Here is a 15,081-nt window from a genome sequence, read left to right as displayed (position 1 = left end):
AACAACGTGTTTACTGCTTGAAACGTATGTGAAATTGAGAAATCGTGCGGTGAGTTGTGTATAACACAGGTTTTTGTCCAACTTTTAACCAATTAATTTCGTACGCATCAAACGACTGCAGACAGTCATATACTTCGGCTTCAAGCCCTTTTCGGAAATAACTTCGCTGCTTCAGCATGGCCGAAAGACCATTCCGTTTGGAAGCAGTTGGGAATATAATGTGCTGATTATCTTTGGAAAGTACCAAATAAATTGCTTCGTTGTCTCGGCTAGGAAATTGGAGCTGAGGTTCTTCAATGAGCCAATAATTCCCGCAAGTAACCCCGTCGAGTTTTTTCTCTTCAAAACGTTCGGCTACGGCCTGACTTGCCAAATCGGTGCGGGTCGCGCTGTTGAGTTGGGTCAACAAATCGTATGGAGCTGTCACGGTATATAAGCCAGTTTGTTTGGCTTCAACAACATCCGCGCCGTACCGAGGGTTGGGGGTGGTAGCAAGCAAATCGAGTCGATTGTGAAGTCGATTGTGGTAGTCCACAATGGTGCGCCATTCGGTGGTTTTACGCAAGCCAATGTCACGGTAAAAACTCAGCACCGTTACCAATCCCACCACTCCCCAAACCGACACGCGTCCCCAGCGAGGCAGGTGAAAAGGAAGGTGGCGGAAAGCCATTAAGAGGCTCACTGCCACGGCCAACGAGCTATATTGCCGATAACGCCCTCCAATGATGATGCTCATGCCTTTCTCGGCCCGAAACAAGCCAACAGCCAAGGCTGTCAGTGCAACAAAAGCAACCAACGCCAAAAGAACAAGGTCGGTACGTTGGCGGGTTTTGAGGTAGTTTTTGGTCGTAATCAATGTCATGGTGGCAACGCCAGTTCCCACAATCACCGCGATGATTTGCCCTGCTTTTCCGCCTAACAACGCCCCGTAAGAGCCCAAAAACGCGAGCACGTTGAAAGGTAAAAGCGGTAAATTAGTTAACAAAAATAAACCTTCAGAAGGCTGTTGACGCATCAAATAGAAATAACTTCCGCAGGTAAAAATTCCCGCGCCAGCCCAAATAGCCCATTGCAAAAAAGGACGGCGCTCAAAGAAGAGCAGTAGAAAGCCAATGGGCCAAATCATCAGTCCGTTGCCGTTGGCAAAGGTCGCAACAACGGCGAAGGGTATTGACCAGTACCATTGTTTTGGGCGAGTGACCAGTAAAATGCTGAGTGTAACAGGTACAAATACCCAAATATTAGACCACAAGGCCATTGCCCACAAGGCCGTAACGGAATATTGAGGATTAAGAAAGACAAGAATCACCAACAAAAAATAAGGCGCAGGATAACGTTCTGTGGGGACGAAGGTGGCGTAAAGCACCGCCAGTGGAACCAACAGCAGGGCATTTCCCCAAAGAAGCAACGCAAAGATGTTGAGATGCCCCGTTAGGCCGTAATTAATCCAGCTTACCATTCGAGTCATCGAAATAATGTGCTCATTGTGAGGAAGTAAGATAGAGCGGAGTTTCTCCCAAGGCGTATCTTCTCGAAAAGCAAGAAGGTACTCTAAAATGGCGTCGTAATCGTCGAGGTAGGGGATGTCCACGGCATAGTGGGCAACGTAATAGAAATACCACGCTACGTAGAGAGCTGCACCGATAAGAAGTCCTGTTAATCCAGCAGTTGTTTTAGGCATTGTTGTTCAAAATGAGCTCCACAAACTCGCGCACGGCACCATCGCCGCCTTTTTTTTCTAGTAAAATAATGTTCGGAATTTCCTTGATGGCCTTGACGGCATTGGAAGGACAAGCCGCAATGCCGACTGCACTCAGAAGTTCGAAGCAATTGATGTCGTCGCCTACGTAAGCCACTTCTTCAAGACCGATGTTAAGTTCTTGGCAAATTTGTTGGGCGGCGGCCAATTTTCCCCCATCACGTTTGCCCTGATAAAGGTAATCGGCTTTGATTTTAGCTGCTCGTCGTGCCACGATTTGGGTATCTTCCGACGTTACAATTCCCGTTTTAATCCCTGCTTTGCGGAGCAGTTCAAACGCCATTCCGTCGTGCGTATGAAACCGCTTGAGCTCGTCGCCACTTTCGGTGTAATACATGCTGCCGTCGGTCATAACGCCATCCACATCGGTCAAAAAGAGCTTTATCGCCATTGGGTCGTTCAATTTAAAATGTTATCCACCTAAGGCCGTATCGTTTGTTTTGTTGCATAAAACTCCGCTTCCTTATTTTCGGCAATGTGCACTAAAAACAGGGTGTATTCTCCCTCAGGAAGCTGACAAGTGGCCAATTCTCCCACGAAACCAGGCTGGAAGTACGTTTGTTGCCGCACAAATTGCGCAGGCTTTGTTTTGAGCGAAGTGGTCGGATACAAGAACGTACGTTGGTCACTCTTCAGCGCCCAAAACCACAGGGCGTTTGGCGTAAGCTCAAACTGTGGCGTTGTTGATTTGACGGTATATACTTCCACGCAACGAGTCGTATCGGCCGATTTATCAATATGAATAGTGATGGGTGCCAAAGGTAGGTTATCCGAAGAACTAGGCCATTTAAAGTCTTCAAAGCTAGTGAGGTCGGCTTTCAATAGGTTTTTGGCCAACGTTTCTTGAAAAATACTGGCAAACTCCTGAGGAGCGGGCATTTCAAGATAAAGAGCGTTGTTGTGCTGCATGTTGTAGGCGTCGGTAAAAAAACGCTGATTGTCCATGTAGCGATAGCCCCAGTCGCGGTAGTACGAGAAAATACCCACCACAAGGCTCGCAGCCATCGTTCCTGCCAAAAGCCAGTTGGCTTGGCGTTTGGGGTATAAATAGACGACACTGCTCAGATACCCCAGCGCAACTGCCAAGGCGGAGTAATGCCGATAACGTCCTAGATACATGGCGTCTAGCCCAACGGGCTCGGTGCGCAAAATGGCAACGCCGCCCGCCGTTGCGAGAATGAACAAAAAGAAGACAAGCATCCGAAAATGGAAAGAAGTGCCGTAGGAAGGCTTTTTCCATTGACCCAAATTTATCACCACAAGTGCGGCCGTAACCACAAACCCAAGCCCTAATGCTACTTTTTTGAGGCTTCCCGAAATAAAATCGCCGTAGTTTCCTACGAAAATCATGCTTCCTAGCAGCCATTTCAACGGATTTTTTTGAACTCCGTAAAAAGTGTCAGGAACTCCGAGCGATTTGGCCCATTGGTAAGCCAAAACCACCAGAACGCTGGCGGCTCCCCACACAACAAGGCGTTTGGGGGCGGTTTTTTGAAATAATAATACCCCAAAACCAATCAATAAGACCAAAAGGCCGTTGCCGTTGGAAAAGGTGGCGGTGAGTCCGAGGAAAAAGGCCAAGCCAAAGCGCCAAAATTCTTTTTTCTCCGAAATCAATAAGTTGAAGGATTCAACCGCCAGCCAAACCACAATGAGGTTGGACCAAAGTGCCATCGGCCAGAGGGCTGTTTCGGAAAATTGAACCTGAAAAAGAATGAAAGGAACGGGCAAGAAAAGCAAGGCTGGAAGCTTGGCTTCTTGGGACAAACGATACAAAATCCATGTAACCCGCACCCAAAAAAGATTGCCCAACAAAATCATCATTTTCAAATCCATCTGCCCCATTACGGCCACTTGGAGGTAAGCAATGAGTTTGGCAGGGAGAATCACGTGTTCCCGAAAGGGCACAAAAAGCAATCGTCCTGCTTCGGGAGCAAACGGGAAAGCCCGATTAATAAAAGCCAAAATGGCAGGAATATCGTCCTCGTTGGGAAAAGGAGTGCTAAAATGATAGGCGTACCAAAAGAAAAATAAAACAGGGAGGCTACCTGCGGCTAAAATGGCGAGTTTTTTGAGCATGAGGGATAACGTTTTTGGAAACTAGGTGTTACTCAAATCGCACACACTCGACCTGATTCATGGTTTCTTCGGCTTTGCGAAAACCAGCAAGGTCGTCGATGTCGATGGCATACTCAAAAGGCAGGACATAAGGCAGAATAGGGTAGCCTGACATAGATTTTTTGTCCAAAATAACGTGCGGACGAATGACGTCGAGGTTCCCGATGTGCCAATGTACGGGCGGGAGCTTTTGACGGGGTTCGTTGTAAAACTCAGGAAGGGTAGGGTGACTCAAAAGCGGCTGCATGGTGGCCGTTTCGGGGTCATATACCCACATTTTGTAAGGAGTAATGGGCGACGGCGTGATGGTACGGATGCTATCGGCCTCGGGGGTATTCCAAAGGGTTTGAATGGCTTCGTCGATGTGCCGAACCGACCGAACGGGCGACGTGGGGCGCAACTGCACCACGAGGTCGGGGCGGTAGCCTTCGTTTTCCCAAAACCAGTTGAGGGCGTGCGTAAATACGTCAAAATCGGTACTCAGGTCTTGGGCAAATTCTGCGGGTCGGAGAAAAGGTACTTCCGCGCCGTACTGCTGGGCAGCGTCGGCAATGGCCTGTGAGTCGGTTGAAATAATGGTTCGCGTAATGGATGGGGTTTCAAGAGCGGCTTTGACACTGTAAGCGACCAACGGATGTCCCGCCAGCGGCAATAAGTTTTTATTGGGAAGCCCTTTGCTACCGCCTCGGGCTTGAATAATAGCTAAAACGTTTGGTTGCGCCATAAAAATTAGGAGACAAAAGGAGTTGTGTTTTTGCGATATTTGAGCTTATCGCGTTGTTCGGCTTCGATGTCCAAAATTTCCTTGTTTTTAAACGTAAGGGCTTGTTGGATTTGGGTCAAATCCCGTACCAGTTTTTGAAGACCTGGGACTTCAAGCGAGGCAGCGTGGTCAGTTCCTTTCCACGTACGGTCTTTGGTGAAATGGCGTTCAATCCAACGCGCTCCCAAGGTGTAAGCGGCAACGTCAGCGGCAATGCCTAAGTGGTGGCCCGAAAACCCAATTTCTTTGACTCGGTGGTCGTAATGTTCGTACAAGCGATTGATTTCCAACAAACAAATGTCTTTGAAAGGCACAGGATAGCCCGATGTACAGTTGTATAATACCAATCGACTTTTTGCTTGGTCGGTTACTTCAAAAAACTTGACCAATTCTTCAATTTCATCGAGTGTCGTCATTCCCGAAGAAATATGGATATCACCAGCGTACTCGTCGCGAAGCAATTGAAGCATTTCGTAGTGGTTGTTGCAAGCCGACGGCACCTTGATAAAATCGGGCTTGAGGGCGGCGATTTCTTGGGCCGAAGTAATATCCCAGACCGAAGTAGCGTAGCCAATGCCAAGCGACTCGGCGTACTCTTTGAGGTCGGCGTGTTGTTCCCACGTAAATTCTAAAAATTCGCGGTGCGCGCCGTACGTATTTCCATACGCGTTGTAGGGTACGGGGTGAGGGGTGTTGTATTGTTCGTCGGTGAGCAATTCGCGGGCATTTCGCTTCTGAAATTTGGCGTAATCAGCACCGCAGTCTTTCGACAACTTGATAAGTTCTTTAGCGATTTCAAAGTCTCCCATGTGGTTACAGCCAATTTCGGAAATGACCAAGGGTTTACGATAATCAAATTTGAAAGCCATAGTACGTGCAATTTGGATTTGTTTTTAGAAGCAAAAAGGTCACAAAGGTAACGGTTGATTTTGAGTTTTGGCTATTGTGTTCCAATCCACCGTGCTAGTTACCTCGTATATTTGCATAAAAATTCGTAGGAACTTTTTTCCTCGAATTCAGTTACAATGATAGGTATTTTAATGAATATGAATCAATCTGTGTCGCAACCTAGTTCGAGTACTTCCAAAAATATTGGTAAAACGGGGGTTTTTATTGTAAACCTCGGTACGCCTGATAGCCCCAATACCCCTGATGTTCGCAAATATTTACGTGAATTTTTGATGGATGGGCGAGTGATAGACATTCCGTTTATCCCTCGTTTTTTGTTGGTTAATGGCATCATTGCGCCTTTTCGTTCGCCAAAATCAGCCAAAACGTACAAAGAAGTATGGCTTCCCGAAGGGTCGCCGTTGAAAGTGTATGGATTGGCGGTAGAAAAAATGCTGCAAGAAGCGTTGGGCGACGATTATGTGGTCAAACTAGGGATGCGTTATCAAAACCCAAGTATTGAATCACGATTGATGGAGTTTCAAAAAATGGGCTTGACCGAAATCATCGTCATTCCGTTTTTTCCCCAATATGCTTCCGCCACGACGGGTTCGGTGTATGAAGAAGTGATGCGGGTGCTTTCTAAGTGGCAAGTGATGCCTTCGGTAAAGTTTGTGAACCAGTTTTTGGCACACCCTAAATTTTTGCAAGGATTTGTCCAAAATGCTCAAAAATACCTGCAAGCGCACCAGTACGACCATTTTATCTTCAGTTATCACGGTTTGCCTGAACGTCAAATTCGCAAAGGAGATTGTACCAAAGAAGTCTGCAAATTGGGCAGCTGCTGCGATACCCTGCACGCCATGAATCAGCACTGCTACCGCGCACAGTGTTTTGAAACGACTCGACTGCTAGTAAAAGCCCTCAACATTCCTGAAGGGAAATACACGACCTGTTTTCAGTCACGGTTGGGCAACGACCCGTGGATTAAGCCCTACACTGAAGACGTTATCAAAGAGCTTCCCAAAAAAGGACTCAAAAGCGTTTTAGCTTTTTCTCCTGCTTTTGTAGCCGATTGTCTCGAAACCACCCTCGAAGTAGGCGAGGAATATAAAGAAGTATTTGAAAAAGAAGGTGGTGAACATTGGGATTTGGTCGAAAGCCTCAACGACAGCCCAATTTGGGTAGAAACGTTAGTAGATTTGGTCAAAACGTGTTAGCGGTTGCTCACAACCGCGCTCTTTCGCAAAAGTAGTTGCTTCAAATATGATGAGTTTGGCAGAGGTGTTGGCTTTTGTCCCTAATGTTCTATTGGGATAATTGCTAAACGCTTTAATTCATGCAACACCAACGACGTTTGTTCCTCACATTTCTACTCTTTACCGTATTTCATTATTCCCGAGCCCAAGCTCCGCCCCAGTGGCAGGAGGTGCAGCCTGGCATCTGGAAAGCCACGGCGGGCAAGCCTGAGAAAATCAGCTTACTGGGCGCGGCGGGTGCCAAACCCAACCTGACAGCACTGGTGACCTTGCCCAAAGCGCCGTTTCCGCTGGCAAAAACCGACATCAGTGTGCGGGTTATCGACGGCAAAACCTACCTGCGCTTTCCGCTGGAAGAAGGCGAGCAACTGTTTGGGCTGGGCCTGAATTTCCAGACGGTCAATCAGCGCGGACGAATCATGGAGCTGCACGTTGACCACTACGGCAGTAAAGACAATGGCCGCACTCACGCCCCCGTGCCGTTTTATGTCTCGTCCAAAGGCTACGGCGTGCTGGTGGATGCCGCCCGTTACATCACAGTTTATGCGGGTACGGCCGTGCGTACCGATGCCAAACACCCGCCCGTCCTGCGCGACCGTAACACCGATAAAAAATGGGAAGCTCAGCCCTATTCTGACGCTGTCGAAATGCTGGTGCCTGCCGAAGGCGCGACCTTGTACGTTTTTGCGGGGCCAACGCCGATGAACGTGGTGCAGCGCTACAACCTCATGAACGGCGGTGGGTATTTGCCCCCAAAATGGGGTTTGGGCTTTACCCAGCGCGTCCCGACGCTGTATTCGCAGGACGATATTCTGAAAGAAGTACAGAGCTTTGAAGAGCACAACTTCCCGCTGGACTTCATCGGCGTTGAGCCGGGTTGGCACAGCATGGCCTATCCGTGTACGTTTGAATGGGAAAAAACGCGTTTCCCAGACCCCAAAGGTTTCTTAAAAAAACTGGCCGACAAAGGCATCAGCGCCAACCTTTGGATGAACCCTTATGTGTCGCCCGTCGGGACGTTATACCCCAAAATCAAACCGTTTACGGGTTCGCATACGGTTTGGAACGGGATTGTGCCTGATTTTACCTTACCGCAAGCCCGTCAACTCTTCAAGGAACATTTTATGAGTCAGCACTTGAACATCGGGGTAGGCGGCTATAAAATCGACGAGGTGGACGGGTACGACAACTGGATTTGGCCTGATGTGGCCACCTTTCCGTCGGGAACGAGTGCCGAGCAAATGCGGCAAACCTACGGCCTGATGGTGCAGCAGATGACGGGTAGCTGGTTCAGGGAAATCAACAAGCGGACCTACGGGCTGGTGCGGGCATCCAACGCGGGCGCAAGCAGTTTTCCGTACGTGATTTACAATGATTATTACAGCCACAAGGACTTTATAACGGCACTGGTCAACAGCAGTTTTATCGGTGTGCTCTGGACGCCCGAGGTTCGCGCGTCCAAAACGGCCGAAGAATGGGTGCGGCGGATGCAGTCGGTTTGTTTTTCGCCCATGGCCATGCTCAATGCGTGGGCCGATGGCACCAAGCCGTGGTCGTTTCCTGAAGTAGAGCAGGCCGTGAGCGATGTCGCCAACCTACGGATGCAACTGCTGCCGTACTTGTATTCGACCTTTGCGCAATATCGGTTTGAGGGAAAACCACCGTTTCGGGCCATGAATTTGGTCGAAGGTTTTGGTTTTAAGTCGGTGACGGTGGCAGGAACGTTTGACGCGACGGCCAATCCGTACGCCATGAGCATCAAAAAAGACATCAAAGACCAATACATGATGGGGGATTATCTGTTGGTAGCGCCGATGTTTGCGGGAGAAAAAAGCCGCGAAGTCTATCTGCCGCAGGGTAAATGGTACGATTTCTACACGGGGAAAGAAGTCGGCGAAAATCAGGTGATTACCGTTACGCCTGCGCTGGACAAAATTCCGTTATTTGTAAAAGACGGCGCTCTTATTCCGATGGTGCCACCGCACCGACAGGCTCCGAAAGCGGGCGAAACGCTTCCCCTGACTGTTCGGCATTACGGCACAGCATCGGGCAGTTTTCAGCTGTATGATGATGATGGAACGACCTTTGACTTTGAAAAAGGAAGCTACTCGTTTACCCAATTAACCGTTTCCAAAACTGCCGATGGTAAACTCAAAGGCGACATGGCCGCTCCTGCCAACGGCAAACCTTTTGGCTATTCTAAAGAAATTAAATGGGAGTTTATGACTCCTTAAAATCTAACATCCCGAAAAGAAACATCCCGAAAGTTAAAAACTTTCGGGATGTTGAAAAACCTCCTCTAATGAAACACATTTCTGTACTAAGCCGCAACATGTTACGGCTTTACGTGATTTTCGCTGCCCTGTCAGCCCACGCTCAAACCCAAACCCGCTACAACCAACCCGCCACCGTTGACTGGTTGGTAACGCCCGTGACCCAAAAAGCCGAAGTCATTGCCGAAGGCAAAAATATCATTTTGTACAACGGGCTGGTCAAACGCGCTTTTCGCATCGAACCCAACGTGGTTTGCATTGATTACAAAAACCTGTCGAACGGCCAACAACTTTTACGGGCGGTTAAGCCCGAAGCCAGAATCGTGGTCAACGGCAAGACGTACAACATTGGCGGGCTAATGGGGCAAAAAGAAAATGCCTATCTGTTGCCCGAATGGGTCGATAAATTGACCGTCGGGAAAGACGATTTTGTGGCAACGGGTCATTCGGTATCGGACATAAAACCGTTTGTGAACTGGAAAGCCAATTCGTGGGCGGCAACCCAAAAAGGCCCTTCGGGCAAGGTGCTGACCTTCCGTTACAAAGCGCAGGCCGAAGCCGTGAAAGGGCTGGAAGTAACGGTAAACTATGAGATTTATGACGGTATTCCGTTGATTGTCAAATGGGTGTCTGTTGAAAATAAACAAAATGCCGAACTGAAACTGAACCGTGTGGTCAATGAAGTATTGGCGTTGGTAGAAGAAGAAAGCGCCGTAGTGGGTAAGCCCACCGAAATGAAAAAACAGCATGGGATTTACGTAGAAACTAACTACGCCTTCAACAACGCCATGCGCTACGACATCAGCGACCAGACCACGCACTGGAAAATTGATTCGACTTATACCTCGCAGGTCAATTACAATTTTGAAACGCCCTGTTTGCTGGAAGTGTATCCCGAAAAAGCGCCGGGCATCGACCTCCAGCCCAATGAGGTGTTCAAATCGGTGCGGACGCACGAGTTGCTGATGGACAGCTATGACCGTCAGCGGCGAGGGTTGATGATTCGGAAAATGTACCGAGCCGTGGCCCCGTGGACGACCCAAAACCCGATTTTCATGCACCTTGTCAGTAAAAATGATCAGGAGGTAAAAAGCTGCATCGACCAATGCGCAGCAACGGGCTACGAAGCCGTGATTCTGAGTTTTGGCAGCCACCTGAACATGGAAGACAGCACCGCTAAAAACATTGGCCGCTGGAAAGAACTCGCCGATTATGCGCATAGTAAAAAAATTCTGCTGGGGGGGTACTCGCTGTTCAGTAGCCGACGTATCAGCGATGAAGATGATGTAGTGGATCCGAAAACGGGCAAACCGGGCGGCGCGTTTTTTGGTCATGCGCCTTGTTTCGGCAGTAAATGGGGACTGGCTTACCGCAACAAAATCAAGTACTTTTTTGCAAAAACAGGGTTTGACATCTGGGAAAACGACGGCCCTTATCCGGGCGATGTGTGCGGGTCAACCGTACATCCGGGGCACAAAGGACTGGACGATTCGCAGTGGCGGCAAATGGAAATTCAGAAGGAACTGTATCGCTGGCTGAACGAACGCGGGGTGTATATCAACGCGCCCGACTGGTATTTTCTGGATGGTACGCACAAAATCGCTATCGGGTATCGGGAGGTGAATTTCTCGTTGTCGCGCGAGCAGCAGCGTATTCTGAACCGTCAAAACATTCACGACGGAACGATGGAAAAAACGGCGGCTATGAGTTGGGGCTTTGTCCCGCTGACCCGCTACCAGGGCGGTGGACCTGAGGCGGTTTTGGAGCCACTCAGCGAACACCTTACGGATTACGAACAACTGATGGTGCAGTACTACGGAGCGGGTGTGCAGGCCTGTTACCGTGGCCCGCGCCTGTACGATACCGAAACTACCCGTCAGCTGGTGTCGAAAACAGTGGCGTGGTACAAGCAGTACCGCGACATTCTGAACGCCGACATGATTCACCTGCGCCGCGCCGATGGCCGCGACTGGGACGGGTTTATTCACGTGGACCCGCAGCAGAAGCAGAAGGGCTTTTTGATGCTATACAACCCGACTAAAGAGCGTATCACGCGGACAATCAACGTCCCGCTGTATTACACTGGCTTGACGTCGGCCGCTACGTTTAAAGAAAAAGGGGCAACGGCAAAAAAATACACCCTCAACCGCAACTACGAAGTAGCGTTGACCGTCACGATTGCGCCTGAAAGCTATACGTGGTTTACGGTGGAGTGAGCCAGTTAGGTTTGACTTCTCCGAAGTCTTTGATGTAAACCTAAAATCTACAAAGGTTATGCTTCTCCGAAGCTTTTTGCCTTGTAGAGGCGCAAGGTTTGCTACTAAAATCTACAAAGGTTGTGCTTCTCCGAAGCTGCTGTTTTCGCCTCGGAGAGGCACAACCTTTGTAGATTTTTTTTTCGTACCAATATATTTGTATTTGCCTCGGAGAGGCATAACGTTTGTTGGTATTTAACGTCAGCTGCTACATTTGTAGCTGTTTTTTTGGTACCAATATAGTTATACGTGGTTTACTGTTTAATAAATTTACCCGTAGCGACTCTGTCGGCATTTATTCGAACCAAATAAGTGCCCGCAGAGAGCTGTGTTGTGTCAAAACTGTGTTCGTGTATCGGAGAATAAGCGAAAGAACGATATTCAGAAAGTACACTTCCTGTCATGTCAATAAGTTGAAAAACGGCTGTTGAAGACACTAAACCCCGCCAAACGACATTGATGCGTTGGTGAGCTATGGAAGGAATGACAAGAAGTTGACTCGTTGGCACACGGTCAATGCCCGTAATGGGGCCATTGGAAGTCTCAGGGAATTCAAAAGGGGGAATGCTAACGGGCGTACCCCCAAAATCACCGACAGGTAGCGTAGTTTCGAACTGAGATTCGCTGATACGTAGGCCATTTCTCCATTCTTCAATCCTTACCACAAAGGTATATTGCCCAATTTGGGTAGGCGCATTCCATGTCAACATACCCGTTCTGGATTGGATGCTAAATGTACCTTCTCGGGTTACTTCATTTGGGTAAAGATACGCATCGATGGGTTGAGACGAACACGTACCTGAGCGGGTGGTTTTACTTTTGTCTATCCGATAGACAAGGCTATCGCCCTCTGTATCAATAGCTTGGAAGTTGCCCGTAAATATTTGTCGAGTAGCGGCAAAATACGTTCCTATGGCTTCGTTGAAGGTAGGAGTCGAATTAACTAAGTTGGTTGAAAAAGTCGTTTGAATGTAAAACGGGCTATTGATGGCGTTGAAATTAGAAATATTGTCACCGCGATTTTCGAGAGCTACCGATACCGTAAATGTGTTGGGAGTGGCATAGGTGTATTGGGCTTGGTACGTATTCAGTGAAACCGCCCCTTGCGATAAAAGCCGTCGAGCTTGGCGAAAAGCCGTTATTGTTTGGCCATTTTCTCCCGTGCAAATGCTGACGCTGCTTTGCCCTTCAGCGGCAGCAGAACCACTACGTTCATCTATCAATAAGTAAACTGTCATGGAATAAGTTAAGCCCGTGGAAGTAGCTCGGGCGACTCGAATGGTCCCGCCTTTGACATGAGTGGCATAAGAAGTAGAAACGATACCCCAAAAAAGGAAGAAGATAGACAATTTTTTCATGGCGTTATGTAGATAGAGTTTCTATTTAAACGCCTGAATCTTAGAAGTTAGTGTTTTTTAGTTGGTAAAGTTTTAGCCAAAGAAAAAAAAGCCGCAATTGTTGCATAGCTTCTAACTAGGCAACAATTGCGACAGAGACTAAGCGAGCTTTTGTCCCAACAACTGATTGACAACTTTCGGGTCGGCGCTGCCTTTTGATTTTTTCATGACTTCGCCTACAAATAAGCCCATTAAGCCTTTTTTGCCTTTTTTGAATTCTTTTACTTTATCAGGCATGGCGGCCAAAACCTCATCCACAATTGCTTCCAACGCGCCTGCATCGCTGTTTTGTAGCCAGTTGTTTTGCTGGGCTACATCAAGTGGTGATAGCGACGGATTTTCGAGCAACACGGGAAGTAGTTTTTGCGAAGCGGTGGTATGGCTTACTTGATTGCTCTCTACCAACTTAATCACCTCCGCCAATTGAGCTGGCGAAAGCGGGAACTGCTCGGCAGTAGCGTCGTTGTTTTCGTTAAGAAAAGTCTTTACGGGGCCTAATACCCAGTTGGCCGCCGCTTGGTAATTGCCACAAGCGGCTCCTAGTGCTTCAAAGTAAAACGCCACGTCTTTGGTATCAACGAGGGTAGTGGCATGGCCTGCCGAAAGCCCGTAGTGAGTGGTGAATTTTTCGAACAAAACGCGCGGCAACGGAGGCATTTCGGCTTGGATTTGGTTCATCCATTCGTCCGAAATAAACACGGGAGCCAAATCAGGTTCGGGGAAATAACGATAATCGTTCATCGTTTCTTTTAGTCTCATTCCCGAAGTTTCGCCCGTTTCGGGGTCAAACATCCGCGTTTCTTGCAAAATCGTCTCACCGTTTTCGACCATTTGTACTTGACGAGGAAACTCGGTCTCCACGGCTTTCATGACGTTTCGGATGGAGTTCATATTTTTGACTTCCACCTTTGTACCAAATTCAGTTGCCCCTTTCAAACGTACCGAAATGTTCAAATCGCAGCGGAGCGAACCTTCTTCCATGTTGCCGTCGCAAATGTCAATAAAACGAACAAGTTGACGAACGGCCGTTAAAAACGCACCTGCTTCTTCGGCCGAACCGATGCAAGGATCAGTAACCATTTCGATGAGCGGCGTTCCTGCGCGATTGTAGTCAAGCAAGGTATCGGTAGCGGCGCCGTCGTGTACCGATTTTCCCGCGTCTTCTTCCAAGTGAATGTGGTGGATTTTCACCGTTCGTTCGACGGTTTTGCCTGATTTGTCTTTGAACGAAACAGGAATCCCACCGCCTACGCAGATAGGTGCTTTGTCTTGCGACAACTGATAGCCCTTTGGTAGGTCGGGATAGAAGTAGTTTTTGCGGTCAAAAATCGTGTGGCGAGTGATTTCGCACCCGCACGCAATCCCCATTCGAACAGCGTATTCAACGGCTTTTTTGTTCAATTTGGGAAGTGTACCTGGATGGGCCAACGTAATGACACTAATATTGGTATTAGGCTCGCTTCCAAATTGGTTAGCGTCGGCCGCAAAAATCTTGGTTTGGGTCTGTAACTGACAGTGTACTTCTAGGCCAATCACGATTTCGTATTTGGCAAGTACTTCGGGCGATAGTGTAAGCGTTTCGGTCATTTATCTTCAGAATAGCCTCCCGTCACTTTTCGGAAGGCGTCGATGATTTCTACAAAATAAGGGTTCTCGCGGTGTAAAATTAAGGCATTCATATAAATGACCCCCATTTCGTCAGTAATAGAGGCATCAACTTTCATAAATTGAGTTGTTTTAAACTTTTCAAACCATAGCCCAAATTTCCGAGCGCGGGCAAGATGTCTAGCATCGGCAGTGTCACAGATATAAACGATAATTCGTTCGCGATTTTTAAAAAAGTCGGTTACAATTTCCGCTATCGTAAACATAATAAGTCCATCAGGAGGGATTTTGTCGTCTAAGTTTTTACTTTCTGTAACGGCAATTACCATTTCAAAAACTTGACTAGAAAACTGATAGCGTTCATCAAATAAATAACTTGAGGGCTTGAATTTTACTTCGTATGTAATGTCATAATTGGTTTCAAATACATACGAATTGTTCTTCCCCCCTTTAAATTCAAAATCATACTTTGACGACTTTTGACCCTCTTTCTGCATTTCTTTCTCGAAGTTTTCGTATTGCCTCTTGGTATTCAGGCGTTTTTACATCTTCTTGTGCTTCTTTCTCCAATTCACGTTTGCTTGCCAACAATCTTTTCGCCCAGGCTACTGCCCGCTCTTGGCGCAACTGCTCCTCTGTTTTTGCGATAGTTTCCATGTTCGTTGGATTTTTTTACAAAGATAGTGATTCGGGATGTAAAAATTTTTAATAGTATGCTTGCATACTATTTTTGTTTGTTCTAATTTTGTATGCAAGCATAACAC

At 47.8% G+C, this 15,081-nt stretch carries 12 protein-coding genes; 3 read left to right on the top strand and 9 right to left on the bottom strand.

What is annotated here, in order from left to right; translation table 11 throughout:
- Positions 1-10 precede the first annotated feature (10 nt).
- From FHS57_RS22425 to FHS57_RS22405, 5 genes are read right to left on the bottom strand one after another with little or no spacing between them, the layout of a single operon-like run.
- Positions 11-1,681 carry a hypothetical protein gene (locus FHS57_RS22425; protein ID WP_183977576.1) on the bottom strand — a complete coding sequence of 557 codons (1,671 nt, stop codon included), beginning with the start codon at positions 1,679-1,681 and terminating at the stop codon, positions 11-13.
- The gene (locus tag FHS57_RS22420; RefSeq protein ID WP_183977574.1) at positions 1,674-2,150 is read right to left on the bottom strand and encodes a 3-deoxy-D-glycero-D-galacto-nonulopyranosonate 9-phosphatase; all 477 of its coding nucleotides are present in this window, start codon (positions 2,148-2,150) and stop codon (positions 1,674-1,676) included. Before FHS57_RS22420 ends, FHS57_RS22425 begins: the two co-directional genes overlap by 8 nt.
- A 29-nt stretch (positions 2,151-2,179) precedes the next feature.
- A complete protein-coding gene (locus FHS57_RS22415) occupies positions 2,180-3,838 on the bottom strand; it encodes a hypothetical protein (protein ID WP_183977573.1) in 1,659 nt (552 codons plus the stop codon).
- 28 nt (positions 3,839-3,866) lie between these two features.
- Positions 3,867-4,601, bottom strand: coding sequence for an acylneuraminate cytidylyltransferase family protein (locus FHS57_RS22410; protein ID WP_183977572.1), 735 nt, complete (start codon positions 4,599-4,601; stop codon positions 3,867-3,869).
- A 5-nt stretch (positions 4,602-4,606) separates the two neighbouring features.
- The gene (locus FHS57_RS22405; RefSeq protein WP_183977571.1) at positions 4,607-5,509 is read right to left on the bottom strand and encodes an N-acetylneuraminate synthase family protein; all 903 of its coding nucleotides are present in this window, start codon (positions 5,507-5,509) and stop codon (positions 4,607-4,609) included.
- 177 nt (positions 5,510-5,686) lie between these two features.
- Between FHS57_RS22405 and hemH the strand changes: the two genes are divergently transcribed.
- The 3 genes from hemH to FHS57_RS22390 all read left to right on the top strand — a co-directional run bounded on the left by hemH (position 5,687) and on the right by FHS57_RS22390 (position 11,276).
- A complete protein-coding gene (gene hemH / locus FHS57_RS22400) occupies positions 5,687-6,748 on the top strand; it encodes a ferrochelatase (protein ID WP_183977758.1) in 1,062 nt (353 codons plus the stop codon).
- Between the two features lie 119 nt (positions 6,749-6,867).
- Complete coding sequence (locus FHS57_RS22395; protein ID WP_183977570.1) at positions 6,868-9,021, top strand: TIM-barrel domain-containing protein; 2,154 nt, start codon at positions 6,868-6,870, stop codon at positions 9,019-9,021.
- A 68-nt stretch (positions 9,022-9,089) separates the two neighbouring features.
- Positions 9,090-11,276, top strand: a complete 2,187-nt coding sequence (locus tag FHS57_RS22390; RefSeq protein WP_229601423.1) for an alpha-galactosidase — start codon at positions 9,090-9,092, stop codon at positions 11,274-11,276.
- A 293-nt stretch (positions 11,277-11,569) separates the two neighbouring features.
- On the opposite strand, the gene FHS57_RS22385 is transcribed toward FHS57_RS22390, so the two are convergent.
- The 4 genes from FHS57_RS22385 to FHS57_RS22370 all read right to left on the bottom strand — a co-directional run bounded on the left by FHS57_RS22385 (position 11,570) and on the right by FHS57_RS22370 (position 14,974).
- Positions 11,570-12,673 (bottom strand): T9SS type A sorting domain-containing protein, encoded by a 1,104-nt coding sequence (locus FHS57_RS22385; RefSeq protein WP_183977569.1) that lies wholly within the window; start codon positions 12,671-12,673, stop codon positions 11,570-11,572.
- Positions 12,674-12,811: 138 nt separating this feature from the next.
- Positions 12,812-14,299 (bottom strand): Asp-tRNA(Asn)/Glu-tRNA(Gln) amidotransferase subunit GatB, encoded by a 1,488-nt coding sequence (gene gatB / locus FHS57_RS22380; protein WP_183977568.1) that lies wholly within the window; start codon positions 14,297-14,299, stop codon positions 12,812-12,814.
- Complete coding sequence (locus tag FHS57_RS22375; protein ID WP_183977567.1) at positions 14,296-14,814, bottom strand: DUF6169 family protein; 519 nt, start codon at positions 14,812-14,814, stop codon at positions 14,296-14,298. The genes gatB and FHS57_RS22375 overlap by 4 nt, the downstream gene beginning before the upstream one ends.
- Positions 14,780-14,974, bottom strand: coding sequence for a hypothetical protein (locus tag FHS57_RS22370; RefSeq protein WP_183977565.1), 195 nt, complete (start codon positions 14,972-14,974; stop codon positions 14,780-14,782). The genes FHS57_RS22375 and FHS57_RS22370 overlap by 35 nt, the downstream gene beginning before the upstream one ends.
- Between the last annotated feature and the right edge of the window lie 107 nt (positions 14,975-15,081).

The sequence above is a fragment of the Runella defluvii genome, from assembly GCF_014195535.1.
Classification (GTDB): domain Bacteria; phylum Bacteroidota; class Bacteroidia; order Cytophagales; family Spirosomataceae; genus Runella; species Runella defluvii.
The sequence above is the reverse complement of the archived record's forward strand: the minus strand, read 5'-3'. Positions and strand labels throughout refer to the sequence as shown.